The sequence below is a fragment of the Microcoleus sp. M2_D5 genome, assembly GCF_036701935.1.
Classification (GTDB): Bacteria; Cyanobacteriota; Cyanobacteriia; order Cyanobacteriales; family Microcoleaceae; genus Microcoleus.
This window is the reverse complement of record NZ_JAUBRP010000040.1, coordinates 36,799-61,427: the sequence shown is the minus strand read 5'-3', so window position 1 is coordinate 61,427 and position 24,629 is coordinate 36,799. Positions and strand designations below refer to the sequence as shown.

Annotated in this window: 32 protein-coding genes, 1 tRNA gene, 1 other RNA gene and 1 pseudogene; 13 read left to right on the top strand and 22 right to left on the bottom strand. The window is 45.5% G+C overall.

Going from position 1 to position 24,629, the window contains the following annotated elements; genetic code table 11:
* Nucleotides 1-77: 77 nt before the first annotated feature.
* Nucleotides 78-574: pseudogene (locus tag QUA50_RS17755) on the top strand (IS630 family transposase); the annotation flags it as partial.
* A gap of 119 nt (nt 575-693) precedes the next feature.
* On the opposite strand, the gene QUA50_RS17750 reads toward QUA50_RS17755, so the two are convergent.
* Both QUA50_RS17750 and QUA50_RS17745 read right to left on the bottom strand, forming a co-directional pair.
* A complete protein-coding gene (locus QUA50_RS17750) occupies nt 694-4,188 on the bottom strand; it encodes an Eco57I restriction-modification methylase domain-containing protein (protein WP_333263536.1) in 3,495 nt (1,164 codons plus the stop codon).
* 54 nt (nt 4,189-4,242) lie between these two features.
* The gene (locus QUA50_RS17745) at nt 4,243-4,830 is read right to left on the bottom strand and encodes a Uma2 family endonuclease (protein WP_333263539.1); all 588 of its coding nucleotides are present in this window, start codon (nt 4,828-4,830) and stop codon (nt 4,243-4,245) included.
* A gap of 334 nt (nt 4,831-5,164) precedes the next feature.
* Between QUA50_RS17745 and QUA50_RS17740 the strand changes: the two genes are divergently transcribed.
* Both QUA50_RS17740 and QUA50_RS17735 read left to right on the top strand, forming a co-directional pair.
* The gene (locus QUA50_RS17740) at nt 5,165-5,368 is read left to right on the top strand and encodes a hypothetical protein (protein WP_333049606.1); all 204 of its coding nucleotides are present in this window, start codon (nt 5,165-5,167) and stop codon (nt 5,366-5,368) included.
* A gap of 153 nt (nt 5,369-5,521) precedes the next feature.
* A tRNA-Ala gene (locus QUA50_RS17735) sits at nt 5,522-5,594 on the top strand.
* Between the two features lie 98 nt (nt 5,595-5,692).
* Here the strand turns inward: QUA50_RS17735 and QUA50_RS17730 are convergent.
* From QUA50_RS17730 to QUA50_RS17700, 7 genes are all read right to left on the bottom strand, one after another.
* Nucleotides 5,693-7,573 carry a UvrD-helicase domain-containing protein gene (locus QUA50_RS17730; RefSeq protein ID WP_333263542.1) on the bottom strand — a complete coding sequence of 627 codons (1,881 nt, stop codon included), beginning with the start codon at nt 7,571-7,573 and terminating at the stop codon, nt 5,693-5,695.
* Between the two features lie 113 nt (nt 7,574-7,686).
* Entirely contained in the window at nt 7,687-8,607 is a 921-nt protein-coding gene (locus QUA50_RS17725) for an ASCH domain-containing protein (protein ID WP_333263545.1), read from the bottom strand.
* 57 nt (nt 8,608-8,664) lie between these two features.
* The gene (locus QUA50_RS17720) at nt 8,665-9,570 is read right to left on the bottom strand and encodes a hypothetical protein (RefSeq protein ID WP_333263547.1); all 906 of its coding nucleotides are present in this window, start codon (nt 9,568-9,570) and stop codon (nt 8,665-8,667) included.
* Nucleotides 9,567-9,806, bottom strand: a complete 240-nt coding sequence (locus QUA50_RS17715; RefSeq protein WP_333263549.1) for a hypothetical protein — start codon at nt 9,804-9,806, stop codon at nt 9,567-9,569. Before QUA50_RS17715 ends, QUA50_RS17720 begins: the two co-directional genes overlap by 4 nt.
* Entirely contained in the window at nt 9,803-10,081 is a 279-nt protein-coding gene (locus tag QUA50_RS17710; protein WP_333263552.1) for an HU family DNA-binding protein, read from the bottom strand. Before QUA50_RS17710 ends, QUA50_RS17715 begins: the two co-directional genes overlap by 4 nt.
* Nucleotides 10,078-10,422 (bottom strand): hypothetical protein, encoded by a 345-nt coding sequence (locus QUA50_RS17705; protein WP_333263555.1) that lies wholly within the window; start codon nt 10,420-10,422, stop codon nt 10,078-10,080. The genes QUA50_RS17710 and QUA50_RS17705 overlap by 4 nt, the downstream gene beginning before the upstream one ends.
* 159 nt (nt 10,423-10,581) lie before the next feature.
* Nucleotides 10,582-10,872: a helix-turn-helix transcriptional regulator gene (locus tag QUA50_RS17700; RefSeq protein ID WP_333298402.1), complete on the bottom strand. Its 291-nt coding sequence runs from the start codon at nt 10,870-10,872 to the stop codon at nt 10,582-10,584.
* 208 nt (nt 10,873-11,080) lie between these two features.
* Between QUA50_RS17700 and QUA50_RS17695 the strand changes: the two genes are divergently transcribed.
* The 9 genes from QUA50_RS17695 to QUA50_RS17655 all read left to right on the top strand — a co-directional run bounded on the left by QUA50_RS17695 (nt 11,081) and on the right by QUA50_RS17655 (nt 14,212).
* Nucleotides 11,081-11,629 (top strand): DUF4339 domain-containing protein, encoded by a 549-nt coding sequence (locus tag QUA50_RS17695; RefSeq protein ID WP_333263561.1) that lies wholly within the window; start codon nt 11,081-11,083, stop codon nt 11,627-11,629.
* A gap of 11 nt (nt 11,630-11,640) precedes the next feature.
* Complete coding sequence (locus QUA50_RS17690) at nt 11,641-11,961, top strand: hypothetical protein (protein WP_333263563.1); 321 nt, start codon at nt 11,641-11,643, stop codon at nt 11,959-11,961.
* Nucleotides 11,962-12,181: 220 nt separating this feature from the next.
* On the top strand, nt 12,182-12,316 hold the full coding sequence (locus QUA50_RS17685; protein ID WP_333263566.1) for a hypothetical protein: 135 nt from the start codon (nt 12,182-12,184) through the stop codon (nt 12,314-12,316).
* 5 nt (nt 12,317-12,321) lie between these two features.
* Complete coding sequence (locus QUA50_RS17680) at nt 12,322-12,789, top strand: hypothetical protein (RefSeq protein WP_333263569.1); 468 nt, start codon at nt 12,322-12,324, stop codon at nt 12,787-12,789.
* Nucleotides 12,789-13,214: a hypothetical protein gene (locus QUA50_RS17675; RefSeq protein WP_333263572.1), complete on the top strand. Its 426-nt coding sequence runs from the start codon at nt 12,789-12,791 to the stop codon at nt 13,212-13,214. The genes QUA50_RS17680 and QUA50_RS17675 overlap by 1 nt, the downstream gene beginning before the upstream one ends.
* 40 nt (nt 13,215-13,254) lie before the next feature.
* Nucleotides 13,255-13,321, top strand: an RNA gene (locus QUA50_RS17670) — hammerhead ribozyme type II.
* Nucleotides 13,309-13,629, top strand: a complete 321-nt coding sequence (locus QUA50_RS17665; RefSeq protein WP_333298404.1) for a hypothetical protein — start codon at nt 13,309-13,311, stop codon at nt 13,627-13,629. Before QUA50_RS17670 ends, QUA50_RS17665 begins: the two co-directional genes overlap by 13 nt.
* A gap of 88 nt (nt 13,630-13,717) precedes the next feature.
* Entirely contained in the window at nt 13,718-14,020 is a 303-nt protein-coding gene (locus QUA50_RS17660; protein ID WP_333263577.1) for a hypothetical protein, read from the top strand.
* Between the two features lie 3 nt (nt 14,021-14,023).
* On the top strand, nt 14,024-14,212 hold the full coding sequence (locus QUA50_RS17655; RefSeq protein WP_333263580.1) for a hypothetical protein: 189 nt from the start codon (nt 14,024-14,026) through the stop codon (nt 14,210-14,212).
* Between the two features lie 78 nt (nt 14,213-14,290).
* Here the strand turns inward: QUA50_RS17655 and QUA50_RS17650 are convergent, their stop codons facing one another.
* From QUA50_RS17650 to QUA50_RS17600, 11 genes are all read right to left on the bottom strand, one after another.
* Complete coding sequence (locus QUA50_RS17650) at nt 14,291-15,676, bottom strand: hypothetical protein (RefSeq protein WP_333263583.1); 1,386 nt, start codon at nt 15,674-15,676, stop codon at nt 14,291-14,293.
* A complete protein-coding gene (locus QUA50_RS17645; protein WP_333263586.1) occupies nt 15,664-15,897 on the bottom strand; it encodes a hypothetical protein in 234 nt (77 codons plus the stop codon). Before QUA50_RS17645 ends, QUA50_RS17650 begins: the two co-directional genes overlap by 13 nt.
* Entirely contained in the window at nt 15,894-16,535 is a 642-nt protein-coding gene (locus QUA50_RS17640) for a hypothetical protein (RefSeq protein WP_333263588.1), read from the bottom strand. The genes QUA50_RS17645 and QUA50_RS17640 overlap by 4 nt, the downstream gene beginning before the upstream one ends.
* Nucleotides 16,525-16,731 carry a hypothetical protein gene (locus QUA50_RS17635; RefSeq protein WP_333263591.1) on the bottom strand — a complete coding sequence of 69 codons (207 nt, stop codon included), beginning with the start codon at nt 16,729-16,731 and terminating at the stop codon, nt 16,525-16,527. Before QUA50_RS17635 ends, QUA50_RS17640 begins: the two co-directional genes overlap by 11 nt.
* Nucleotides 16,732-17,019 carry a hypothetical protein gene (locus QUA50_RS17630; protein ID WP_333263592.1) on the bottom strand — a complete coding sequence of 96 codons (288 nt, stop codon included), beginning with the start codon at nt 17,017-17,019 and terminating at the stop codon, nt 16,732-16,734. It lies immediately after the preceding gene.
* Between the two features lie 161 nt (nt 17,020-17,180).
* A complete protein-coding gene (locus QUA50_RS17625) occupies nt 17,181-17,744 on the bottom strand; it encodes a hypothetical protein (RefSeq protein WP_333263595.1) in 564 nt (187 codons plus the stop codon).
* 2 nt (nt 17,745-17,746) lie between these two features.
* The gene (locus QUA50_RS17620; RefSeq protein ID WP_333263598.1) at nt 17,747-17,998 is read right to left on the bottom strand and encodes a MerR family transcriptional regulator; all 252 of its coding nucleotides are present in this window, start codon (nt 17,996-17,998) and stop codon (nt 17,747-17,749) included.
* Nucleotides 17,999-18,146: 148 nt separating this feature from the next.
* Nucleotides 18,147-18,383 carry a hypothetical protein gene (locus QUA50_RS17615; RefSeq protein ID WP_333263601.1) on the bottom strand — a complete coding sequence of 79 codons (237 nt, stop codon included), beginning with the start codon at nt 18,381-18,383 and terminating at the stop codon, nt 18,147-18,149.
* A 71-nt stretch (nt 18,384-18,454) separates the two neighbouring features.
* Entirely contained in the window at nt 18,455-18,730 is a 276-nt protein-coding gene (locus QUA50_RS17610) for a hypothetical protein (RefSeq protein WP_333298405.1), read from the bottom strand.
* Entirely contained in the window at nt 18,720-19,190 is a 471-nt protein-coding gene (locus tag QUA50_RS17605; protein WP_333263607.1) for a hypothetical protein, read from the bottom strand. The genes QUA50_RS17610 and QUA50_RS17605 overlap by 11 nt, the downstream gene beginning before the upstream one ends.
* Complete coding sequence (locus QUA50_RS17600) at nt 19,180-19,467, bottom strand: helix-turn-helix transcriptional regulator (RefSeq protein ID WP_333298407.1); 288 nt, start codon at nt 19,465-19,467, stop codon at nt 19,180-19,182. The genes QUA50_RS17605 and QUA50_RS17600 overlap by 11 nt, the downstream gene beginning before the upstream one ends.
* A 190-nt stretch (nt 19,468-19,657) precedes the next feature.
* Between QUA50_RS17600 and QUA50_RS17595 the strand changes: the two genes are divergently transcribed.
* A complete protein-coding gene (locus tag QUA50_RS17595; RefSeq protein WP_333263613.1) occupies nt 19,658-23,380 on the top strand; it encodes a DUF3987 domain-containing protein in 3,723 nt (1,240 codons plus the stop codon).
* A gap of 438 nt (nt 23,381-23,818) precedes the next feature.
* Here the strand turns inward: QUA50_RS17595 and QUA50_RS17590 are convergent, their stop codons facing one another.
* Nucleotides 23,819-24,412: a C39 family peptidase gene (locus QUA50_RS17590; protein WP_333263616.1), complete on the bottom strand. Its 594-nt coding sequence runs from the start codon at nt 24,410-24,412 to the stop codon at nt 23,819-23,821.
* Nucleotides 24,405-24,620: a hypothetical protein gene (locus QUA50_RS17585; protein WP_333263618.1), complete on the bottom strand. Its 216-nt coding sequence runs from the start codon at nt 24,618-24,620 to the stop codon at nt 24,405-24,407. Before QUA50_RS17585 ends, QUA50_RS17590 begins: the two co-directional genes overlap by 8 nt.
* Between the last annotated feature and the right edge of the window lie 9 nt (nt 24,621-24,629).

Sequence of the window (24,629 nt, the reverse complement as noted above, 5' to 3'; positions counted from 1 at the left end):
TGACCTATCTTTTTTTAACACAAGTCGGTCAAATATCAGCCCTGTCTGACTTTCCGGCGGGCTTGTCACCCCGCCAGAGAGACTTGCGAGAGTTAATCTTGATATATGGAAGCAAAAGTCTTGTATTTATTGATGAGTCAGGCTTTGAAGAAATTCAGGCTTGTCTTTACGGGTGGTCAAAAAGAGGGAAAAAAATTTATGGGAGCGACTCCGAAAGCGGGTAATAAAAGAGAATTTGGTGGCGGGAAGAAGAAAAAAAGAAAAAGATTTAATTGCACCAATGGTATTTATAGGAAGTCTGAATGCAGAAGGATTTGAAGGATGGTTATTAAAATATTTATTACCATCATTAAAAATCTCTTCAGTCTTAATTATGGACAATTCACCAATTCATATAAAAGGGGTGATAGGAGAATTAGTGGAAGCAACAGGTCATCAACTATTGTTTTTACCGACATACTCTTCCGATCTCAATGATATTGAGCATGATTTTAGTGCTTTAAAGAGAGCCCGAATGTATTCACCTATAGGCACATCTCTGGATGAGATTATTCGTGATTATTGTAGTGTTTAGTGTCTCACTCTTATTTAAAACGACTATAACTTTTAAATCCCGCACAAATTGCATAATTTGTCCGCAAAAATTGTTATCCTAACATTCCAGACGAAGACAAAAACCGCTCTAACATTATATCAAATCTGTCGGGCGATCGGCATTCGTGGAGGTGCTGTTTTCCACATCAAATCTATTTCTTTCGGTGTCAATCCATAAGCTTGATTAACTAAGTCGGATAAACGGTGTTCCAGTCTCAACGCCTCAGCTTTGCGAGATTGAATGGCCGGTCCATATTCATTATAAGTTTCGCGGACTGCTTTTATTCCCGCAACGCCGAGAGGATCGGAGGATTTAGTTTTCGGCATTCGCTTTCTGATTTCTGCTACGAATTCTGCAAAGGAAAGGGCAGAAAAATCTTCGAGTTTTTGTCCGATTTTATCAATTAAATAAGTAATTTCCAGCCATTGCAAGACATCTCGGTGAGTTTCTTGATTAGTTTTGGAGATTTCAATTAAACGGCTGACAATTAATTCGACTTCGGCACGAATTGAGTCAGTAGGCGGTGCGATGGGTAAGGTTTCTACCTGTTCTCTAAACATTCGCAGTGTGTCATTGATTCCTTTTTGCAAAGTGTGGTGACAAATCCACCAAGTTATTGGCGAACACAGCCACCCAAGCATATAAAGATTTCCTGTTGGCCATAGATAGCAAGTATTCACTGGGTATACCTCTTGATCGAGGAAGCAAAACCAAGAATAAGTAGCCAAATCTTGAGTGATAATTTTTGGTTCTTGAAAAATGTTATAGTAGGCACACGATCGCAGTTCCCACCAGTAACGTCCTTTGTCAGAACGCTTAGACAGTTTTTCTTGCATCGGCTTCATATACTTATATACCGATGGAAATGCTTGTGCAAATACTTCCTCTGCTTTATCGTTTGCGGTACTCCACGGCCATACACTATCGCTGCTAGATTTCAGCAAAATAATCCAAAGATTAGCCCACTCTGGACTCCAGCGTTTAATATCTTGTCCCCGCAAATAAGGCTTGATAATTTCAGCGGATTTAGGATCTGCTTGAACCAGACTATTTTTAGTAGCTTCATCAATCAAAAAAGCTTCGTTAAATCCTGTCTTAATGCCATATAAAGGCTTAACGCCTGCAAAATCTTTGAGTGGAACTCCCACTTGTTTTATTTTCTGCATCAACTCATCAACAGCAGGAGGTTCCAGATTCCAAGCATTCGCAGTGAAACGATCGCGCGAAATTTGATAACCGTGTTGTTGAACGTATTGTGTAAGGTTGATATTAGCCAGTTCCTCGCGGGGAACCGGACAAACAATTACAGACGAATTAGGTTCAGATTTACCTTGCTCAATCTCGCTTTTAGTTTCCGAGATACATAGAGAAGCGTTAGGTTTTCTGACTGCGACAATACAAGGAAAAGTATCAGCATCCTCAAAAATTGGCGCGTGTCCAAAATCAATAATTTGCTCTAGTAAACCTTGACTGGCAAAGAACTTGCGTAGAGGTTCGCCATATCCCGATCGCAGCCATTTATTTGTGACAATATACGAAAGCACTCCCCCCGGTTTGAGAATGTTTAATCCGAGTTCATAAAAGTAAGTATAAAGGTCTGCTACGCCGTTATATGATTCATAATTTGCTTGCAAGTATGGTTTAATTGGAGACAGCAACTCCTGCCGCACGTAAGGCGGATTGCCAATGACAACATCAAAACCGCCATCAGCAAAAATCTGGGGAAATTCAGCTTGCCAATCAAACGCTGTATCTGCTACATTACTGTCAGCGACGATTGAGTTTCCCGCTTTAATATTATCATCCAAATAAGTCAGCGTTTTACCCGCTTGGGCCGTCTTCAACCACAGAGAAAGTTTGGTGATTTCCGCTGATTCCGGCAGCAAATCTACGCCGTACAGGTTGTTGCTTAAAATGCTTCTGTCAAATTCCAGCGAGTTGCCGTTTTTTGGCTGACATCCCAAAGCATTCAATTCGCGATCGACTCTTTCGTACTGCTGCATCAAATAATCAAAAGCCGCAATCAAAAAAGCTCCCGAACCGCACGCCGGATCGATGACGCGCGTTTTTTGCAGCACTTCGTCTCGATACGCTTTCCAAAACTTAATAGCACAGGAATTGCGCGGTTCGATCGGAGAAACCGGGTTTTTTACTGCATCTGCGGGTGAGTGCGAAGTATTTTCGTAAAAAAACCCGGTTTCTGAGTCCCCATCTGTATCCAAAAAGTGGGTTTCTTGAAGAAAACCAGTTTTTTCGCTAACGCTAAGTTGAAAGCTTGAACGCAATTCTGCTTCTCTTCGATTCAAATAGCCGCCGAGAGAAACCTCGACAATATATTGAGTAATAAAAGCTGGCGTGTAAAACACACCTTGAGTTTTCCGCTTGCCTTTTTTCTGATTGTATTCCTGTCCGGCAGTTTCAGCATTTAATTCTTCCAAATCTGTAACAGACTGCTCGAAAATATGCCCCAAAATATCGACGGAAACTTCGGTATCAAAATCAAATCGCGTCAAATTTTTAAGCAGACTGCATAAGGGATTTGGCACTGTCAATTGTACGTCTAAAACCGGATCTAATTTAAATAAACCGCCGTTGTATCCCGGTACAGGAGGGTCATCATTTCCCACATCAACCCAGCGAAATACAGATTGATAATTTTCCCAAATTAATCTAGGATTGTATTGGTCTTTGTGGTCGTGAGCGTTGCTGAGCGTGTTTCGCGGCAGCAACCCTTTATCTTCACAAAAAGCAATGAATAAAACGCGGTCTAAGGTTTTTTGAGCTTTTTCGATGAGTACCCGATCGCGGTTGGGGATATCCTGGGGCCCAGAAAAGCGAAAATGCTTGACGAGAGCGAGTCTAATTGCTTTGTATTCTTGATATAATTTATTGGTGATTTCTTGTTGAGCTTCGTCAGAGTCTTTTAACAGTCTGTCAATAACAGAAACTGTTTGCTCTTGATTTTTCGGCAAAAAATTGCGGCGACACAGCAGAAAGTAAAACCGCTTAAAAGCTTCAATATCCGCCAAGTCTGTCAGAAAAAATTGTTCGTAATAAGCGGGAGTTTTATTGGTATGATAAAGTCGCAATTCTAGATAATTCGAGACGATAATCCAGCGACAATCGGGTGTATAATTAGCGTAGCGCCAACCTTGGTCAACTGCTGATTCCGATCGCCCTGATGCGGGACGGTCTAAATCGTTTTTCGCTCCCTTAAGTTCGATCGGAGCAATCACTTTACCTTGCAGGGACACGGCTTTACCTTTAGGATTGTCAGCAGCAGTAAAAAAGCCGATCGCCCCATCAGCAGAACCGCCGCCATCAGATATCGTTTGTTCCGCGTTAATTTCCCAAGCTTTCCCCGCACCTTGAATTACCGAGCAATACCCCAAAACATCCTGAAAAATATCATTAATAAAACTGCCGTGCAGGGAAACTTCTTTAACTTCGTCTAACGTACCCGTTTGCAGTGCAGCAATCCACGTTCCCAATTTTTGGCGGCGCGCTTCCATATCTTGCGGAAAGCTAAAAGCACGCAAAGCAGTATTGAGAGTTTTGCTGTGAAAAAGGGCGCGACTAGAGCGATTTGTCATAAATTAGAAAAGGCGAGCGAGTTAATTTTACAGCAAAAAAGCGGTTGTGAAATCCTAACTAGCGGCAGTCGTTTCAAATCTAATCCCTTCATAAATGTCGCCCAATTGAACTTGAAACGGCAGCGAAGACAAAGCCAGCACTGCATCTGCCGATTCGTATTCACTTAAAAGCCACTTATTTTCCGAAGTCTTGACAAACTGCTCGACATAAAATTTATACTGATCGATTAAAATATATTCTCGAAACTCAGGAATCGATCGATAATAATCAAACTTATCCCCTTGATCGTAATTTTTCGTACTTTTTGACAAAACTTCAACAATCATCAAAGGATTAATTATTGTATCTGTGCGATCGTCTAAAAGCACTGGTTCGCCTTGAACCACCATCACATCTGGATAAGTATAGAGGTGATAGCGCGGTATCGACAACCGCAAGTCACCGATAAAAACCTTATAGTTTTGCCCCCTGAGAGCAAATTTTAAATGAGCATAAAAATTGCCCGCAATATCATTATGATTTGGAGTACCACCAGTCATAGGAACTATCTCGCCATCAATATATTCACTTTTGGACTCGGCCACTTCCTCTAGTGTCAAATATTCCTCTGGCGAGTAGAGTTTTTGAGTTTGGGTTAACATAGTTTACATCCTCAACAGCCTTTCATTTTATTTTAATTAAAAGTACAAGTGTAACACCCATTTTACCAATTTTGAATCGGGGCAATGTTCGATCGCACCCTACCCCCTCAAAAAAGCATGAGCGCTGGCTCAAGAGTCAAAAACGCCACCTCTAAAGCTGAGCTAGCTCTCATTTACTTTGCATATTGTAATTATTAAGAAAAGCTATAAGTTTTTCTCAGTAGCTTTCCGCTGCTCCCTCCGGGTTTTACAGCAATAGTTAAATACGCCTGAGCTTATCTGCACTGAGCGAAAAGTTTTGTTACAATAGGTAAGCTGTTACAAATCGTAACTTATGCTGATTTCTATTTTAATAATTGACGTTGCCCTCGTTGCCTGGTCTTTGCACTTAATGCAAGAGGCGATCGCGCAACGCGAATTCTCACTAATGCTAGCCGGCACCCTAGTTGCGGTCTCAGCCGCGGCCCTGCTAGTCGTGTACTTCCTCATGGGGTCTTGTTTGAGCCATTTGACCGAAATATCCCAACACACTTACTAAATCATAGTAGGGGATTGACCATTGTCCAGAACCGAGGAGAGTTTTGTGGAAAAAAAGCCGAAAGCCTTGCCAGCCGAAGGCTCAAAACTAATTTCCCCAAAAAGCTTGACAAATATTGGTCAGTTAAGGCATGATTGAGAGCGCGAAAAGAAAGGGGAATTAGCTCAGTTGGTAGAGCACTACAATGGCATTGTAGGGGTCAGCGGTTCGAGCCCGCTATTCTCCATAAACTACAAGCATTACCAAAAAAAGGATGCGACAACTAACCAGACAAAGAGTGTAGAAGGGTCACAAAACAGCATACCAGATGCGTACCCGTTTACCTTACTGGAGCAGGTCAAAAATCGACTCTTTCCCCAGGCGATCGACTAGCTCCCGAAAAATTGTCCGCTGTTTTGGGCGGGGTAGATTTTGGATTTTTCCCAAAAGTTCCAGCAGTTCTTCTTGGGTAACAACTTCTTTGCCGTCCTCTTGACCAGGGGGGAGAATAGAAGCTAAGGGCTCACTTCCTGCATTTTTGATATACTCCTTGGGCAACCAAGAAATATCACCAGGACTTTTATCTTCCGCCAACACCAGCGCTAAAACTTCTTTGGGCCTGGTCAGCGCCACATAGAGCAAATTATTTTCTTGCTCTTTTTCTTCTGGCGTCTGGCCTTTGTGAGAAAAAGGCATCAGTTCCGGCTCAAGAATAAATGCCACGTCCCCTTCGCCACCTTTGCCAGAGTGGATGCTGTACAAATTGATGCAGCGCTTGCCGTCCGATTCATCAAAAATTTTATCGACTACCAGCGTCCACTCTCCGAGGTCTGATGGTTGATAAGCCTCGAACAATGCCAGCACAGCAGCCAACATATCGGTTAAAAGTGAAATTCGAGCCTCGCTGTCTTTGTATTTCAGGAGTCGATCACGTTCTCTTGTTTCGTAGCTCGCCAAAGCTTGCGGAAAAGTTTCCACTTCGTAAGGAAGCTTGGATTTAGTAATAACGTGACTGACTTCATCCAGTACCCGTTTGCCTAAACTTTTATCTTTGATTTTTGCTGGCTTCCCCGCAGCCAGTAGCTTGATTGCATAAATCAGGAGCGGGGCGTTTTTCCTGCAAACACCAATGTAAGATTTGGATTCATCCTGAAATAGGGATAAAAACTCATCGTGTTTCAAAATTTTAATTTCCCCTTCCCCTGCACCGGGATGCGGTTCGATCGGAATGTGGGGAAAAATCTTCCGCACGAGTTCCAGATGTGATCGCCCGCAGCGGTAGTTTACAGGCAACTGCAAAGTTTCACAGTTGAAAAGCTCAGTAAATTTCTCGACCCCATCCGAGACGCAACCTCGGAAAGAATAGACTGCTTGGTGTTTGTCACCGACAGCAACCAGGAAATTCTTGGCTGGATCTACCAGCAGCGACAGAATGTTTAATTGGAGCACGTCTGTGTCCTGACATTCGTCCACTGCAATCATCCGAAATTGCGATCGCCACTTTTCCAGCGTACCCTTGCACTTGTCGCGGTGCATCCATAACACCCATGACATATCTGTGCAGTCAATTACAAAGTTAGTAATTGCATCGTGCAGCCCAACTTTTAAGCATTGTGTTGCCGCTGTAGCTACATCGTAGTTGACTGGAATATCAAGGTTGTGGAGTTCCACCAACTCAGCAATGCTGTCTAGGTAGGGAGGAAAACAGTATAACCGCAACAATTCCAGCAATTGCAAGAATTCACGCTCTAATTCTCTGATTTTATCTTCAGGAGAATTCGAGAATAAATTGCCTGGTATGTACTGGCGATTTTTACCCACATACTCAGTACGGCGAATAAATCCGAGATTGGCGGCGATATCCTCATACTTCCAATTTTGTAACTTGAATGTTTTGTGATCAGTGTTGAGCGCTTCTCGCAAAATTTGGTAGCTCAAACTGTGCAGAGTGCTGACTGAGTTTTTCCATAATCTCCCAACTCTTACTCCTAACTTAGTTGCTAAATCCTCTTTATTCTTGCGCCCAAAGACTACCAGCCGAGCTTGTTCGGGTTTCACTCCCAAGTCGCGCAGCAATGAGCAAATTTCAACTAGCGTGAAGCTTTTACCAGTTCCGGCGAGTGCTTCGATCAGCAACCCTTTAATCGGTTTACCCGCTGGCACTTCACAGCGCTGCTGGATTGCTTGCAAAATACCGGATTGGTATTGAGATAATTTTAATTCCATGTCTGTACCCCTCAAAGAATGATGATTTGATTGATTAAAAATTCCCGGTGTAACAGCCGGGAATCACAATTTGCTACTCAGGTTTTTCGGCTTTCAGTTGTCGGCGCACTGCATCAACGGCAGCAGCTTCGCGCTTGGAAAATCCGCTGTGCTGATTCTTCCAGCTCATATTCAGGTTCGGGTGTAGCCTTAAATTTTTCCAAATACTCCAGCTCTGCGGCAATCGACGTTCCCGACCAATTCCACAACTTTTGACCGCCTGTTGCTGCAATTGCTGGAACCACGGGGCGAATAATTTCGAGTACCCAAGCAAACCGCCCTGGCAGCCAGTCGCCGCACATCAACTCTGTCTCAGATTGCTGTGCAATAAATTCTGGGGTCATTTCCACGCAGTCCACCAGATTTGCGATCGCCACAACCGCACCTAAAGGGATTTCGCAGTTGTCTGGCAGCAACTCAAAAAGGCCGGGGTAGTCAGAAATATTGACAGGCTTTTTGGCTGCGTGAATTGCGATCGGCCCTCTGTAATTGGTTGACCAGGAACGAGTTTCGATACGCTTAATCTCTTGTTGGATGAGACTTGCCCAAGGCTGCCACAAAGTTAGAGCAGGAATATCTTTCCTGTCATCATCGAGCGCCAGTTCTTCCTCTACTGCTGCGTCGTACTCAGCACCGGTTAATATCTCGACTTTTGCTGCTTCAACCTCAGCCCAAAATGAATCTTTGAAGTCTGCTTGATACTTTGCAAAATCCAATCGCAGTTGTTCGAGGGCTGCCCGATCGGCTTCCCACTGCCGCAACTCGTCGGCAGCCAACGGCTGTACCGACAAATTAAACTTGCCACCGATCGCCAAAATCTCCCCCCAAAGCGCCGCCAAATCTTCTGGCGCTTCCGCTGCATAATCTTCAAGCAGTTCGGTCAGCAGGTTTTTGATAGGAGCCGTCTTTTCTGCCAGTAGCTCCAATTTTTGCATTTGAGCATCCAGGGCTGCTTTTTCTGCGAGAATTTTGCTGATGCGAGTTTGAATGCACATATCTTTTGTAGTGTGGTGGTGAGTAGTTCCCAGGGGTTGCCTGGGAACTGTGAATAATTAAGCAGGGTTTGCAGGTTGACGCTTGAGCAATTCCAAAAATTTTTTCAGTTGCTCAAAAGTGAGACTGTTGCGAGTTTCAAGTCCGAATTGAAACTTTAAAACTTCCTTGCCTTGCTCTGGCGTCCAGTGGAGCCGGCGCACTTCTGCCGAAGTTTGCTCAAACACTGCTAAGTAATCCAGAAAGTCGAGCAATTCCTCGTTTGTCAATTCGGTTGGATGCACTTTGCCAAAATTTGCAGTTAAGCAATTCTGGATTTGGAAGTCAGTCCATTTGAGCCGGTGCAAAGTATCTGCAACTGCGGAACTCGCAGCGGGGTTAGTGGTTGGCAAAAGTTTGGAAACTGGTGCAACAGATTTTAATTGCTTGGGTGCGATCGGCGCTGATGGCAAAACTTTTTCTTGTGGTCGCACTGGCTCGATCGCCTCCACTTCTGTTTCGTCCAGCCAGCCAAGGCCACAAATACTGAGGGTGACTCGGCGCTTAGCTTTGGTAACAGCTTTCATCAAGGCATTGCCTAGAGCGTTACCACTTAAGCCGGCAATGGGTACGCAGCCCATGTCGCAGTCAGATCGACCATCTTTTGTTGTGGCAGTAACTTCTACAATGGCGATACCGTTTTCGATTCGAGTTTCGGCTTTGCTGATGGAAACTCCCCGCAAATTGCGAAGCTGATCGGCACAGTCTTTTTTGGCGTAAAGTTTGAGCTTGCCATCGAGCTTGATGTACTCGAAAGGCCACGTCAGCGGGTTGAGGCCGACTGATTCACAAACTTTGCTGTAGTAAGCAGCGCGGTCTTTTTCGGAAAGTTTGCTCAAATCTCCACCGAGCAAAGCTAATTCCATCGGACTCATATCAGAACTTTGTGGCTGAGCTTTGGTATTCGGAGTGATGTTATAAGTCATGCTACGTCCTCCGAGTCTAAAGGTCGCACGACTTTGATGCTGTTCAAGACCTCTCCCCGGCATTCCCGGTAAAGAAGGTATTTAGCCACGGTCGTACAAATTCGAGGGTCGCACGGAGTTTTGAAGAAAAATTTGCCCGTGTCGCGATCGAAAATCACGCTGGGCGCTGTCAGTTCGGTGCAGCAAATTTCAGGAAATTCGCTCTTGCCGTCATTGTGGTGCAATTCAACGATCATTTATTTTTAGCCCCCTCTGAAACTGCATCTTTAAAAGCCAAATCTGGACTAAAACTTGGGATTTTTCTACTAAAAGGTGCGCGAGTGCGACAAAAAGAACGCTCGGTACGGTGGAAGCGACCAAAACCAGGAATTTCTACAACTTTGCCCTCGGCTACTGCCTGGATGATGGCGGCAAAAATTTCGTCGTAGGCAAGATTTAAATCGTAAGCAACCGCTTCAGGAGTCATCCCTCTTTTTTTTGCGATAGCTTCAATCAGTTCTTTTTTATTCATTGGTGCGTTTTTACCCTCGAAAGAACATCTGCTGTAACTAAGTTGCCGTCAAAAATCGGGTATTCGCTGGCGGGGTAAGCTGTGGAACTGTGCCAAGTAATTTGATACTCCCACTGGACCTCTGGATGGTTCCAGTTAGCGCCGACTATTTCCCCGCTCTCTGTGTGATGCTTGCCGCTAGTTTCATCGATCCAGCAAAACTCGACTTTTTCACCAAACCAGAATTCTGGTTTGTGGGCTCCTGGTAGCGGTTGCTCGGATTTGGTGGCGGGTTTTGCGATCGCTGGTGCAAACATCGAAATCAAAAACTGGCGGCGGCTGAGTAAGCCTGCTGATGGCATAATATGGATACCTCACAGGTAATTTGTGGGACTTGCCGTAATTGCTTACGGTGAGAGCGGAACCCGTCGCGGGCTAGTAATCAGCGGCGGGTTTTTGCTGTCTGTCCTCTTAATCTACTGTTGGCAACAGTAAACTGTCAAGGGGTAGCAGTAAATATTTTATTGGGATATGATTGCTGACTTCGTAAAAATGTCGGTAAGTTCAACATCCAAGGCATCGGCCAAAACTCGAATGACTTCCAGGGAAACGGTTAGGTGATTGCTTTTGAGGCGATTTATAGACAAATTTGGTTTTTCAAGTTGCTGAATGTACTGCTGGGGAACACGTCGCCCCAACTCAGTTGTTCGGTCAGCCAACTTGCGCCGAGAAGTTTTACCCCGTAAGTTTTTTAAGCGATCGCCCAACTCGGAATCCCACCTAACTCTATCTATATATTCAACGTCGATCATGGTGATGAGGTTTTTACTGTTGCTACTTGACATACTACCCTAATTAAAATACCGTTGACAACAGTACATTAGTCTGCGAAGCAGACCGGCGCAAAGGACAAAAACGTTCAGCCCGCCAAACTCAAAAATTTGACGGGCTGAAAATGTTATTGATGGTGTGGCGTTCTGAGAAAATAGTGATACCCCTATCACCATCTTTTTTCAGAACATGAACCATTCTACTAAACTGTCGCGCCGATCACTGCTGATACTGTTGAGCGGAACTTTTGCGACAACAATAATTGCTACCCCAACTGAAGCAGCGAAGAAGGGAAAAAGGAACCGGGGCGATCGCTATTATCCGCGTAACACATACCCGACTCCATCACCTGTAACCCCATCATCTCCAGCAGTTCCTACGCCTCCGCCAGTACCGGAGCCATACCGGCCGACTTCTCCTGTATTGATGTTCGGAGTGGGAGGCGGAGTCCTTGGTGGGTTTGGGTTCTTAAGTGCGTGGTTGGTAAAGGCAAATCAGAAACCTGTCACACAAGCTCCAACCCCAGTGCAGCCACGAATAAAACCCGTGAAACAAGCGGTTCCCGAAGTTGCCGACTGGTACGTTTTCCGATCAGGTAAAGCCGAAGGGCCGTACACCGCACTGCAACTGTGGGAAGTTCAGAAAATCACAGATCGCACAAAAGTGAGACGGGGCGAAGCTGACTGGCAGAAAGCCGGGGAAGTTTCAGAACTAGCAAAATTTCTCAGCAAAAAATAGGAGCCAACAAAATGAGCACACCAGAAATCCTGATCGAGTCCAAAACCGCCCGCGACGGTCAGCTAACAAAAGTCAGCCATGAAGCTGCGACCGACACTCTGAGCAAAGCTAAAGCATTAGTCTTTGCCCTCTGGCAAGGAACCGGTGCAGCGACTACCGAACAAATGGCTGAATATTACGAAGTGCCAGCGGAAACAGTGAGAACAGTTTTTAAGCGTCACCGAGACGAACTAGACTCCGATGGTGTCAAAGTGTTGCGAGGCAAAGCTTTGAGTGAAGCTAGGTTCATTATGAACCTAGCTGCCAACACAGATAAAATCACCATGATGTAGCGGAAAAAGTAGCAGAACCGACTGAGCCAACAACTCCCCTAGAACTGATGGTGGCACTTGGACAAGAAATGGTGAAGATTGAGCGGACAGTTACTGAGCACGGAAAGGCGATCGCTCTTGATTGGCTGTGCTGGTTTAATTTCTCAAAATATTTTATCTAATGTATTGACAATAGACTTGATTGTATGTACTATAGGAATATAGAGTTCAAAACCAGCCCATGATAGCGACCTTGCAAATAGCCAACCACTTAAATATTACGGAATCCGCCATCGTGCGGGTTGAGGAATGGGCAACCGTGCTATTTGTAGTGTGTCGCAAAATAGGGCGCGGTTTGTTAGCAAAAAAGAAGTAGCAACAATGAGCCATTATGAAATGCTGGTTTCCCGTTTTTTAGGAGCGGGCAATGATTCGGCTACCGCAAAAAAAGCAGCGCTATTTGTGCTGCAAGTCGCAAATGATTACTTAGGATTTTCAGAAATTGAGCGTCGGTTTGCTGAAAAGCACCACGATTTTATAAAGCAAATTATTTGCGAGCGTCAGGCTGAAAATGAAGCTGCGGAAAAAGCAGCAGATGCCGTGGCTGATGCGTTTCAAGATGAAGTGAAATCGCAGTGGGAGTCGCTAGATGCCTACTGCGACAGCCCGCTGAAGGGCAGCGAAAAGCAAAAATCCTGGGCCCGCAGCATTCGGGGCTTTGCAATCGAAAACTGGCTCGCTCCTGCAGTTGCCAGAGGAGAAATGTCCTTTGCTGAAGCGGTCAGTCTGGTGAAAAACCCAGATTGCCGTTACTGGATCGACAATCGAAAAGAATGGGGGTGCCGATAATGTTAAAAGTTGCGATCATTAAAGTGATTCAAGATTCGTTTGAGCGCAAGTTTTTCGCCCAAACCGAAGAAGGGGAAGTCCCGCCGGGTTTCCCGACTTTCCCAGACAATAATGGTGAAGAGTGTTTAATCAAAATTTTCCCCGTTGATGAAAAAGGGATTGAAACCTACGGAGAAAGAACAAATTCTGAAGAAGTCGAGGTTTGCTTGTGTGTTGATGGGGTCAATTTACCCCAGGGTGTTCGTTGGTTTGTACGGCGCAAGGGTAGCAATGCCCAAATTGGCGATCTCCCCAAAGTTTCCAAAACTTTTCGCTTGAGTGTGGATGTAGTTAAAAGATTGGAAATTTTGTCTGCTGCTTGCGGGCGATCACAGGCTAGCATTCTTGAGGATGCGTTTTTAGAATTTGCAAAAAATATTAGCTAGTCAGCTCGTAGAGAGGTTGAACCTACAAGTTTAGTAACAACGCCGAAACGCCCTTCGGGGCGTCTACCGGGTGGTTGTAACCCCGGTACTGAGGATGGCAAACAATACAATGTTTATATTCAAAAACGGAATTGTAAAAGTTGCAGAAGCAGGTCACTTGTCGTGCGTTACTGGTACGGTGGATTTCTCCACATCTCCGCCAACAGAAACAATTACACATCATCCTAATGATGTGATTGTCGATAAAGAAGGTTGGGCGGTTGCAATTCCCATCAATCCCTTGGTGCGCCAAGGTGGAAAAAAAAACCGACGGCAAACTGTTAATTTCAAAAAATACGATTGGAGAGAAGCTTCTGATATTAAGCGGGAAGCAGAAAAATATGGTTGGGCTGAAGCCGTAAAAATTCCTTGTTGAATTTGAAAGCATTAGCGGGAGTAGCGCCCCGCTCTATTAAATCCCTATTAGGGATGCCCTAGATTGTATGGGCAATTAGGAGGAAGTTATGAAATTGAAAGACTTAAAAGAAGCGATTGGAAATGCTTCAAACCCTCAAGCTATGAAAGGAAAAAATTGGGGGAGTGGGGATGCCAGAACCTTTAGATTCAATGGCGCATCTGCCATTGAAGCCATAAACAATGCCCATTGGCAGGATTGCGTATGGTTCCGGGCTAGCCCGGAATCTGAATGGATAAAGGCATCCGGACTTGTGCCTTATTCGGCAGAAGAAGTCCAACAAGACCCGTCCAAAAAACGTTATTTTTGGACACAAGAAAAACTAACCAAAGTCTATCTAGAAGTGAAGTGAACAATGAATACTGAAAATAAGTTTGTAGCAGATGTAAATCGCTTAGGGCTAAAGTCTGTAATTGTTGAAGCTTCTTCAGAGGAAGAAGCTTTGAACAAATTGATTGAAGAGTGGGGGGAAGAAAATATAATTATTCCTCCCGAACCAGTGGTAAGTCAAGAGCAAATCGATTCAATTGAATCGTCTTGGTAATTTGATTATCCACAAAAAAAGCAGCTATCGGAAGCGACTGATAGCTGCTTTACTATTTGGTAGATTAACTGTACGCAATTAGATTGTATCACTTCCCGACTGATTTATTTGTGCAATTAGGCGATCCAGCCACTCACGAGCAAGTCTATATTTTTCATGGTTAGTGCGACCTCCAGACTTTGCACCCCACAGATACAAAATACGTTTTTCGATTCCTTGCTCGCACTCAATAACTAACTTGGCTAATTCAAATTTCTGCTGATCGTTCAGCCCCCAATTACTGCCGTAAACCGTGGCATTACCGCCGGACTTCAGGATCTCGCTCAAAATAGCTTCCAATCCTGCAACCCGCATTCCGTCAAGGGTTCCAAGATTTTCGGGTTTTGGTGGTGAAGCTTCCTGATAGCTTCCCGGTAGCTTGCCCGAAGGCTCTGGCGGCTGGTGTGGAAGCTTCCCGGAATGGCGCTCAATCTTAACTAAAGTCCGATCGCTCAACGCCTGGCCGGGCATTTTAACTAAAGCCTCAAACCTCGGTGTTGCTCTCTCAGTTACTGGATCGTAATTTCCTAGTATTTCCACTTCGAGCATAGACTCATCCCTAAGTGATGCCATCCCTTTAGCATCACCCAAACCCGCTAGAGTGCGCGTATGAGTGACGATTATTGAGTAGCACTCAACTTTGCGGATATCGGAATTTACAGTTCTAAAGTGTTCGCCGCTAAACTTGCAACGCGTCGCCCAATTTGTAAATTCTTCGGCAACCATTGTTAAAGGTTGAAATTTTGGATTTGATTGAGTTTGACGGATTTTATAACGCCGTTTATTTTCTTGCTCAAACCAAACCATTTTTGCGTCGATGGCTTCGTAGTCCATCCCGGCTCCAATAACTTCGCACCCCTCCCATTGACCGTATGCGGCGTGAGGATCTAGAACTATTACTTTATGCCCTGCCGCCAATCTTTTTCTAACTTCTTCTTCGATAAAAGTAGTTTTGCCAGCACCCGGTATCCCGTAAGCCAAAACTGAAGAATACCAACTTAACCCCGGCATTTTTCCGTAAATTGTGCGACCGTCACCGCGTTCGGGTAAATCTTCAGATTGTGGCGATGCTGCGAATTGAAATTGTGGAACTGGTTGCTTCTCCACCCCTGCATATTCTTGTCGGTAAACTGGAGCCTGAAAACTAGGAGGCAAATTGGCGCTAGCGATTTCTTCAATCCACGCACCGCTTACCATTTCTGCCGATGCTCGCCACGCCGATCGCACTCCAGCACCTTGCTCATGTTCGTGAAATAACCGCACAGAATTCAAACCGGCTCCCAGCCCCAAAGTCGCACTCAAAAACTTGAAAGAGGTAAAATCTTTACTCGAAAGCCCGTAACAGAAGGGAATAGCCAAAGCGCCAATTGCTAAATTTGCTACTCCCCACAGCAGCCGATCGCCTCTAGTATTTAAAGCAGCCATACCAATCCTCCCAAAGATCCAATTACAGCAATTAAAGAAACCCACGGCCGGGTACTCGGAGCGAACCACGCGAGCACTAGGGCGATCGCTCCAAAGCCCAAAAGCGCAATCAATGTACCCAGTTGCAGTGCCGGCGAATATTTAATAAAAAGGGCTAGCAAAAGTGCGAAACTCCATCCCGTCACTAGCCAGCCCAGAAAAATTAAAATTTTGAGATTCATGCTCTCTCCTTCTTCCCCTCGAAAATTCCAAAAACTTTTGGAGTTTGACCTTGCGGTAACTGCGAATTTCCCCTAAATTTGGCGATCGACGCAGCAATGCTTTCCCTCAAGCTGATTAAAAAACTTTGGTGTCGGGCTTCCGCTTGCTGGAACCTGCTTTCATACCTAGCAGTCTCTTTTTCTTGAGCTAACAAGTGGATTTGATTTTGATAGTTGATTTCTTTGGCAGTTTTAAAGCCAATTAAATTAACGTCGTTTTTAGTCTGCACCATCAAGACTTGGGTTGCAGACTGGTATTTCGCCCAAGCTTTTGCCGCTTCAGCTTTTAATTCGTTAAGTTTTTGCTGGGTTAAAATCCCCTGCTCGCGCCGCTTGTTTTCTTCCTCTGCAATTTTGGCGATCGCGTTTGTGTAAGTTTTTGCCGCTGCCGTAAGTTTGCGCTGTAGAACAAGTTGGGCAACCTCGTTTTCCGTAGTTTTTTCAAAAGCAGCCACACTGGCATCAGTTAGGCGACCTGTGGGAACTCCGAGTTTTGATAAAAGCTGATCACCGTTGGAGGTGCCGACATTTAACTCAGCATCGAAAGATTTTTGAGCGTCACCAGCCAGCATATTTGCAAAAAAATCATCATCTGCCATTACCATCTCCTAAAAATGTCTTGAGTTCAACAACCTCCCCTGGCTCTCGCGAAACAGAAAAATTTTCATCAACATACCGGAGAGCGTCGATCGGACAAATTGGAGTATCAGATGTAAGTGTGATTACTTGAGTCGGTTTTCGGCTGCTGTTGATGTGAACTTCGCGAGTATGTTGCTGCGGTTTTCCCCAAAACATTTATCTACCTCCCAAACTTTCTTTGCAAAAATCCTCAATCTGCTTTGTAGTCGCCGCTCTTTGTAACTGCTCCAGCCTCAGAGCGTCCTGAGCCTCGACAACTCGCCGCTCTGCAAAATGATTGCCGATCGCAATTCCGCCACCTAAGCCAACTAATAAAATCAATCCACCCCCAAAAACTAGCGAGGTTTTTTGTGCGGTCGGCTGCTGCTGCGGTCGAGTAGTAAAAAGAATCGGGCCTGGCGCTTCGACACTGTAAATCGGGTGCTGACATTTTTCTTGTTGCATCTAACAAATCCCCACTAGCAGATAAACCGGAATATTACTGGCGATCGGTTGTTGGAGTGACTGCCACAGCACTTTTAAAAAATTGAGCATTTGGGTTTCCTCAGAGTTTTGGGTGGTGGCTGCTGATAACCAAAGAAGTATCAGCAGCCGATCGGACAAATTTAAGCGGCGTAATTCTCGGAAGCTGCCAGCATCGGCATATTGCCGGTTCCGGCTGCGAGTGCCGGCAAGTAACCGCCGACTGCATCGAATTTTCCCAAGCCAGCATCATAAACGCGACTTACCGAAGCTTCTAAAATTTCGGCTACTTCATCAGGTAAATCGGCAGTGGAGAAACCGCCGTCTAAAAGTTGAGCGAGAATGTCGTACTCAGCTTCTCGAATTCCCACAGCACGACGGATAGCGCGGGTACGGGCGATCGCCAAATCTTCTTGAGCGATACTGACATTCCCCAATTCCTTGCCAGTGGTGGCGATCGCATTTTGCGAGGCGTGTTCACGGGGGTTGGCTCGAATTTGGCTAACAACTCCTTCCCGGTATGCGGTGGCGGCTTTGGCGATCGACCGCTCTTGTCGGTCTTTCATGTACGCAACTACTCCGGCAACTTCTTGAATTTCTTCTGGGGTGAAACTCGACTTTTCTTGTTTGTACAGCGCTTTAGAAATACTGTTGATGCGTCCAGGGGTGACGGTTAAATCGTTGGCAAGTTTTTCAGTTGTGTGCATTTTTAGACTCCTTCTTTGATGAGGGTGTTTTTGACTTGTTGTTTACTCAGGCCCCGGCGAAAAAGTTGGGCAACTCTTTCTAGTGCGGCGAAACTTTCAGGGGTGTAGATTTTCTCGTGTTTCTGGTGATGAAACTCTTCGGGTGCGGAATCGGTGAGTAATTTTCTGTAATTCCGTAAAGTTGTTTCACAAATTCCCAATTCTGTCAGCACCTCTGACTTTGTTCTGAAATGTTCGCAGTTAGCCGATTTCACATTTTTAGTTCGTGCCTCCGTTGCTAAATAGATGCGGACTAGATAGCGGGTGCGGTGCTATCCTCAGCGATTCCGCACCCGATTAACACCAACAATAAACCCCTCGCTAGGAGGGGTAATTGGATAAAATCCTAATTTTGAGATGGAGCTAAAAGCCCCACTGCTTTTTAAGTGTGGCCGCCCGAATTCGAGCCAGCCGGGAACACTTGCGGGTATAACTCCACTTATAAACAGTGTCTAGCTCACAACCGAAAACAGTAGCAAATTGTTGAGGCGTCCAGCCGTGAGTCTGCACCATCCACAAAAGCTCTACAGGATCAAATTCTTCTGGATGATCGGTAAGTAAGGGCGCACTGATGCGCGCAATTGTTGATATATTAGTCATATCGTCTCTACTTTCTGCGGTGTTAGTGTGGGAACGGTCAGCCCTGGGTGTTTCGCGCACCGCAGGGCATTTCAATGGTTAATTGAGATTGAGTATAAGGGAACTGGAAGTTTCACGTCATCGATATGCTGAAAGTCGCTACAAATCAGCGTTAACAAATCTGTAAAATATTCAGCGCCGATTTCTTTTTCTGTAATCACTACAGAATCAGGAGTTCCCCGATACCACAAATGCAAGTCACCGTGTTTATCAAGATGGAAAGCAACTACTTCAGAAGTGTCCAGCCCTAATGTTTCTGCAGTGCCTTTAAATCCGCTGGTATTTTTCACTGGAATTCTAATCTTCATCAATCACCTCCATAACTTTCATCTCGCGGGGTGTCAACCCCAAAACTTCCTCCACTTGCTGCACAAATTCCAACAGTTGAGCATCGCCCATATCAATAATTTCTTGGCGTTTGGTCTTGAAAGTCTGGCAATCACCATAAAAAAAGTCTTGCAACAGTTCGCAGACTTCGACTTTTTGCTGGCGACGGCGATCGACAAATAGAGGATTGACTCGCACCATCGGAGTTAAATGAGCATTGTCTCTCGACAGAATCAAAGTATTCACAAAAGCTTGATGCCCTCCGGCTTCTAAGTTTTTAGTTGCGCGATAAATTGCAACCAAATCAGAAACATCCAGATTAGCAGCATCTACTAGCACTCCCGTTTCAAATGGGTCTGCCGGGAAAAACACGCGCTTGAAGTTGGCGGCGAAATATTCGCCGTCCATTTTGCGCTGATATGCGATCGTATTATCTTCCATTCAAAGTTTCCTTCATCTCTACTACTTCATCGACTTCGGCGGCATCATCCTCTAAATAGAAGAGAAAATCGCCCGGTTGTATGTTGAATGCCCTGCAAATCAACTGCAAAGTAGAAGCATTAGGAAGCCAAAAAGGATCGTTCCATGCAGATAAAGCTGTTGCTTGCCCAATCCCTTTTTTTTGTGAGTCGGCTTTTTTTGTTGCAACTCTGAGCTGATTTGCGTTTTCAATTCCTTTCGCTACTAGAACGCTTCTTAATTTATTCATTACTGGCATTGTGCATAATACACAACGAATATAATCCACCAGTTGACAACTTGTCAATAGGTAGACTATATTCATTGTGTCCTGGTAGACGACTCGCGATGGGCTTAGTCTCTGAACTCTGAGCCCATCACTTACCTCAATTTTTCGGTATCAGCGCCACAAATAATCAGTAATTTGTCCCAACAGTAGAGGCAGCTTTATGTTTTCCCCACACGCCAGCAATACCGACGCACTGATCGAAGCAATATCTCAAATGCCCGCAGAATGGGCTTTGACACTCTGCATCGGCAAACAAAACTTCTGGAAAGACTGGAACAAAGCCAAACTCGATCGCCAACAGTTGATCGCCGCAATTCGATCACAGACAAATGCTGAGGGTAAAAAATGCACCTGGACTGGGGTGAGCTTGGTCACGGGCTCGCTGTCTGGCGGCATTATGGCCGTGGATTTTGACGGCCCGCTGGCGCTGGAAAAATATCGAGAGCTTTCGGGTGGTAGCCTTTACCCCACGACGAAGCGATGGACATCAGGCAAACATGGACATTTTCAAATTCTGTTGTCAGTGCCCCGCAGCCGTTGGGAAAATCTCGCCGCTACCAAATTTTTTATTCTCAATCCTGCCCCTCGCCTCGAATTAGGTTTAAGTGTGGAAGTGATCGCACAACAACTCAACGCCGCAGTCGAGAATTCTAAAATCACTGCCGAAAATATCCAACAATGGGAATCCGGCACAACTTCACCGATTCCCCCGGCGATCTCCAAAAAACTTACTGAATTTTACGGGTGCAACAACAGCGAGCTCTGCCAGAAACTAGAACTCCGCTGGAACGAGTGCAGCACTCTGCCGCCGTCGATCCACCCCGACACCGGGAAGCCCTACGTTTGGAAAAATACCGGGGAAATTGCAGAGGCTCCCCAATTCATTCTCGATCTGATGCGCGAGGCTCCAGCGGTAGAGTTGCCGAAAATTCCAACCGAAAAAAGCACTATATATATAGATGTTGAAAAAAGTTTGGTTGATATTCTCGAAAATGAAATTCTGCCACGCCTGGACGCTGAGGAATTTTACGGCAACTGGGTAGCACTCAAAAAGTCTGGCGACAGCCTGAAGGGTTTGTGTCCATTCCATCAGGAAAAAACTGGGAGCTTCAGTGTCTCCCCAGCGGAAAAATTATTTAAGTGTTTCGGTTGTGGTGTTGGTGGCGGGCCGGTGCAATTTCTCCACCAAATCAAAGGCGGTACTGGTTCCCCCACTGGAAAGGATTTTTACGAAGTGGTGATGGAGCTCGCCGATCGCACAGGCGTACAAATGCCCGATCGTCAGCAGCGCCAAACCCAAAATCTAAAATCCAATACCCAAAAATCCAGTAACGTCCTCACCCATCCCAAATTTGAGACGCCCGACGCTGCCACATTAGAAACTGAAATTGAAAAACTTTTCAGCCTAGACCTGAAGCGATCGCAAATCCAGCTCAAAATCTCCGAATTAGCTAAAACCTATCGGCTCCCCAGTTCCGACATCTGGAAAATTTACCGCGAACAGGAGCAAGAAAAAGAGCAAGAAGCAGATCGCCCCGATGTCGCGACAGAAATCGAGAGTTTGCTCAGTGCTCACAAAACCTCAATCAAGTTAACTGAGGTGCTGCCTGTGGGTTTGGCACAGCCGATCGAGAAACTGGCAGGGATGCTGAATTTGCGCTCAGAATGCTATCTTGCAGCCTTGTTGGCTCAAGTATCCAGTCTTTATAAGGTCGGCACAGAAACTATTCTCCGGCGCGATACTGACTGGCGCTGCGTACCGAATTACAACTGCGGCATGGTGGGAGAATCGTCACAGCTCAAATCTCCCGTCCCTAGAGCAATGATCCTTCGCCCCATGAGAGAACTGAGAGAAAGAGATCAAAGAGACTTCGAGCAAGCCAAGTTAAATTACGAAACAGAATTAAATAATTGGAAAGCCGCCAAAAAAGAAGACGATCGGGGCCCTAAACCGAAAGAACCCAAGCTCAGAGTCCGTATTTTTGACAAAACCACCGGAGAAGCAATAATTTACCAGCAGGCAGAATTTCCCGATCAAGCAATGATGTTTTGCTGTGACGAACTCGCGGGGATGCTCAAATCTGCAAACCAGTACCGTGGGGGGAAGGGTTCGGACGAGGAAGATATGCTCAGTTTTTGGAACGGCACCGGTACAACAGTTTTGCGGGCTTCAGGTGTCAGAGCAAGCGTTGAAGCTGTCGGCTTGAGTGTATTCGGTACAATCCAGCCGGACGTGCTCGCAGGCTTACTCAAGGATTGTTCTGATAGCAACGGGAAATTTGCCCGGTTTGATTTTGTGTTTCAACCGCTGGCAGTGCCAAACTTGCCAGAGGATGACGGCGGGCGTTTTGACTTAACGCCGATGCTCAGTGACCTTTACCAGAGAATTGATAATTTGCCCGCTATTTGTTTTGAATTTGACAAGCAGGCTAAGGAATATCACCGTGTTTTCACCCTAGCGTGCCATCGGAGACGGATAGCTGAACCAAAACAAGGCTTGAGAGCTGCTTTCGGCAAAATGCCGGAAAAGGTGGGAAAGCTGGCAACTATCATTCACGGCTTGACCTGCGTTTTTAACGGTCAGCAAGTGACAAATCAAATTCCCCGCAGCGCGGTTGAGTCGGCAGTGAAATTTGTAAAATTTGCGGCTGACCAGGTGGCGAGTCTCTACACAGAATTTTCGGATCGATCGGCCCTGGCTCCTAATCTGACAAAAATTTTATTAGCAGCCGAACGGCAAGGGGGGAAGATTTCTGTCCGCGATGCTCAAAAGGCTTTTAATTTCAAATTTCGTCCTACCGCTCAAGTTACAAAAAGTTGGTTTAACGAACTTGTCGCCCTCGGTTATGGAGCGATCAAGACATCTGGGAAAAGTATATTTTTTGAAAATACCCGTGGGACAGTTCCCCCAATCCCCCAATTACCCTCTAACTCAGTACCTGTAATGGGTACAGGCACCGATTTAACTGCACCCAGCGTGGGACAGTTCCCCCAATTAGAAAATTTCACTGGGGGAACTGTCACCCAAATGTCACCAGGTCTTCCCCCAGTGAAACCCTTGCAGGATAAGGGTTCTAGGAGTATTGGGGTAACTGTCACCGATTTCGCGATTTCAAAAAAATTGCCAACTGATGAGAACGTTAAGACAGAAAATTTTGACACTGAATCGGTGCAGAATTTCCAGAAATGGGCCGAGCAAATTTCTGAAAATTACAAAAATTTGAGCGAACTGCAAAATGAAAACCTAGAAGCGGTGACAGTTCCCCCAATGGCAGCTCAAAGCCAACCAGCGCTTACCTTTGACCCGGTGCAGATCGTGGGACAGATGGTGGCAGTTGGTGACAGTTCCCCCAGTGGATTAAACGAAGACGAAACCGAACTTTTAGAATATTTACAAAAAGCTGTTGCCGAAAATGATGCTTATTTTGCCCAGCAGGTGCGGGGAATTCTTGCAGAAGTTTGCAAATCTGGCGCCGCTGATCGCAAAAAAGTCTGGGGAGCCCTGGGGGATGCCGAACAAAAAACTTTTACAGAATTGCTGGCAGTGGAAATTCCGGCAGAAGTCGGGTACGTGCTCGAAGCTTTCCTCCAAATTTTAGGTAGCAGCGACGACCCGAATGAAATAGATCACCTCTACCGGGTTTTCTCGGCTGAATTGATCGATCAGGCTGTTGAACTTTTACGACCTGCTGACAAATCTACAATTTTGCACTGGATCAAAATTCGCAAATTGGCGGCAGAGTTGATCGAGGCCTGCTACGACGGCACGGTGGCAGATGTGGCGAAACTGCATTCTGCAGATTTGGTGACGTTGGCGATCGCACGGTTGGAATTTCTCAAGGAATTGGACGCGGTGGATGAGATTCGGGATGCGTTGAGTTAGGAGGGGAAATTAGATTTTGGATTATGGAGCGTTGCGATCGTGGAAACCCGATATAATTGTGGTGGCTGGTATATCCTGCGGTGCACAGTTCAGGCTCTGTCAGCCTCCCAAATATCGGGGAGGAGTGCAACGGTAGCGCGTCAGGTCAATAACTTGAAGATTGATGATTCCATCCCCCCGACTAAACCTCAGATTGTCGATAAACGTTTATAATTATGGTGGCTCGCTGGCGTTGCTCACTTACCGCCACAGCGGGGCACCCAATGTAGCAGGCGTTTAGGCAGACCGATGGCGATTCCGATGTGGCTTGTGTGGCGATGCAAGCCGCCCCTTTCAGGGATTGAAACCGTAGTAAGTGCATATTTTATTCTTAAAACCCTATCAGGGATTAACTTCTATCCTGAATCCCCCTCTGTATCCGAGGGGGATTTTTGCAGTTTACAAACCTGTGGATTTACCACCAACATTAGTGAATATTCGCCCCCACCCGTCCGAGCGAGCCGTCCAGAGATTTTCCATAATTTCAAAACTATATTTGTCGTATCGGCCTGATTGCCCGCCAATCGCCTCGTAATAGTCTGCAATTCCGGCGCGGACGCCATAAGGATCGTGCACCCAGAAAAACTCCTTATCGGTGTCAACTCCTACTACACACACAATGTGGCCGCTAGATTTGTAATGCAGTCCGGCTGGTACTGGCACACTTCTCTCTAAGCTGTAGATCAAATTCTCGATCGTCAAGCTGGTGCTAAAATAGCTTTCCAATTTAAATGCTTTGAGCGCTTCTGTATTTGCCCCGTGATCTGTACTGTCGCCGTAATGATTGAGAATTTCTCCGTATGCGCTTTCAGGTTCGTTTAGTCCTAGTCGCTTTGCCCGCTGAGCAAAAGATTCTAGCTTGTGATTTTGTAATAAGTAATTAGCTGCCATTGCATTGCTGGTCATGCAGCATTGTCTACTGCCTGAGCCAAAATACCGAGTATTGTTGTCTACTTGAGAAAAGTACGGAACGTCTAGTTTAATGTTAGTCATGTTTTACGATTTGAGTTATTTTGAATTTCAAAGCTTTAATCAATACCAATAAGCGCACCAAGTCTGTTTCTGCGTCTTCTCTCAATCCTTGTGACGCCATTGCCACAATATACCCATATTGCACTCCTAAATCTTCTATTGCCGTAAGTAAATCATCAAGAGAAGCTTCGGGATTTTTAAGTAATTCGTCAGCTTGAAAATACGGCACGGCATATAT

Bases quoted from the DNA above. Each gene is read 5' to 3' on its own strand.
- QUA50_RS17680 (WP_333263569.1), top strand. From the start codon at position 12,322: ATGAGCCATTATGAAATGCTGGTTTCCCGTTTTTTAGGAGCGGGCAAT.
- QUA50_RS17590 (WP_333263616.1), bottom strand. From the start codon at position 24,412: ATGACTAACATTAAACTAGACGTTCCGTACTTTTCTCAAGTAGACAAC.
- QUA50_RS17595 (WP_333263613.1), top strand. From the start codon at position 19,658: ATGTTTTCCCCACACGCCAGCAATACCGACGCACTGATCGAAGCAATA.
- QUA50_RS17705 (WP_333263555.1), bottom strand. From the start codon at position 10,422: ATGCCATCAGCAGGCTTACTCAGCCGCCGCCAGTTTTTGATTTCGATG.
- QUA50_RS17640 (WP_333263588.1), bottom strand. From the start codon at position 16,535: ATGGCAGATGATGATTTTTTTGCAAATATGCTGGCTGGTGACGCTCAA.
- QUA50_RS17625 (WP_333263595.1), bottom strand. From the start codon at position 17,744: ATGCACACAACTGAAAAACTTGCCAACGATTTAACCGTCACCCCTGGA.
- QUA50_RS17725 (WP_333263545.1), bottom strand. From the start codon at position 8,607: ATGTGCATTCAAACTCGCATCAGCAAAATTCTCGCAGAAAAAGCAGCC.
- QUA50_RS17730 (WP_333263542.1), bottom strand. From the start codon at position 7,573: ATGGAATTAAAATTATCTCAATACCAATCCGGTATTTTGCAAGCAATC.
- QUA50_RS17665 (WP_333298404.1), top strand. From the start codon at position 13,309: ATGGCAAACAATACAATGTTTATATTCAAAAACGGAATTGTAAAAGTT.
- QUA50_RS17695 (WP_333263561.1), top strand. From the start codon at position 11,081: ATGAACCATTCTACTAAACTGTCGCGCCGATCACTGCTGATACTGTTG.
- QUA50_RS17630 (WP_333263592.1), bottom strand. From the start codon at position 17,019: ATGCAACAAGAAAAATGTCAGCACCCGATTTACAGTGTCGAAGCGCCA.
- QUA50_RS17655 (WP_333263580.1), top strand. From the start codon at position 14,024: ATGAATACTGAAAATAAGTTTGTAGCAGATGTAAATCGCTTAGGGCTA.
- QUA50_RS17605 (WP_333263607.1), bottom strand. From the start codon at position 19,190: ATGGAAGATAATACGATCGCATATCAGCGCAAAATGGACGGCGAATAT.
- QUA50_RS17635 (WP_333263591.1), bottom strand. From the start codon at position 16,731: ATGTTTTGGGGAAAACCGCAGCAACATACTCGCGAAGTTCACATCAAC.
- QUA50_RS17600 (WP_333298407.1), bottom strand. From the start codon at position 19,467: ATGCCAGTAATGAATAAATTAAGAAGCGTTCTAGTAGCGAAAGGAATT.
- QUA50_RS17610 (WP_333298405.1), bottom strand. From the start codon at position 18,730: ATGAAGATTAGAATTCCAGTGAAAAATACCAGCGGATTTAAAGGCACT.
- QUA50_RS17720 (WP_333263547.1), bottom strand. From the start codon at position 9,570: ATGACTTATAACATCACTCCGAATACCAAAGCTCAGCCACAAAGTTCT.
- QUA50_RS17675 (WP_333263572.1), top strand. From the start codon at position 12,789: ATGTTAAAAGTTGCGATCATTAAAGTGATTCAAGATTCGTTTGAGCGC.
- QUA50_RS17745 (WP_333263539.1), bottom strand. From the start codon at position 4,830: ATGTTAACCCAAACTCAAAAACTCTACTCGCCAGAGGAATATTTGACA.
- QUA50_RS17650 (WP_333263583.1), bottom strand. From the start codon at position 15,676: ATGGCTGCTTTAAATACTAGAGGCGATCGGCTGCTGTGGGGAGTAGCA.
- QUA50_RS17740 (WP_333049606.1), top strand. From the start codon at position 5,165: ATGCTGATTTCTATTTTAATAATTGACGTTGCCCTCGTTGCCTGGTCT.
- QUA50_RS17750 (WP_333263536.1), bottom strand. From the start codon at position 4,188: ATGACAAATCGCTCTAGTCGCGCCCTTTTTCACAGCAAAACTCTCAAT.
- QUA50_RS17690 (WP_333263563.1), top strand. From the start codon at position 11,641: ATGAGCACACCAGAAATCCTGATCGAGTCCAAAACCGCCCGCGACGGT.
- QUA50_RS17715 (WP_333263549.1), bottom strand. From the start codon at position 9,806: ATGATCGTTGAATTGCACCACAATGACGGCAAGAGCGAATTTCCTGAA.
- QUA50_RS17710 (WP_333263552.1), bottom strand. From the start codon at position 10,081: ATGAATAAAAAAGAACTGATTGAAGCTATCGCAAAAAAAAGAGGGATG.
- QUA50_RS17685 (WP_333263566.1), top strand. From the start codon at position 12,182: ATGATAGCGACCTTGCAAATAGCCAACCACTTAAATATTACGGAATCC.
- QUA50_RS17615 (WP_333263601.1), bottom strand. From the start codon at position 18,383: ATGACTAATATATCAACAATTGCGCGCATCAGTGCGCCCTTACTTACC.
- QUA50_RS17700 (WP_333298402.1), bottom strand. From the start codon at position 10,872: ATGATCGACGTTGAATATATAGATAGAGTTAGGTGGGATTCCGAGTTG.
- QUA50_RS17645 (WP_333263586.1), bottom strand. From the start codon at position 15,897: ATGAATCTCAAAATTTTAATTTTTCTGGGCTGGCTAGTGACGGGATGG.
- QUA50_RS17660 (WP_333263577.1), top strand. From the start codon at position 13,718: ATGAAATTGAAAGACTTAAAAGAAGCGATTGGAAATGCTTCAAACCCT.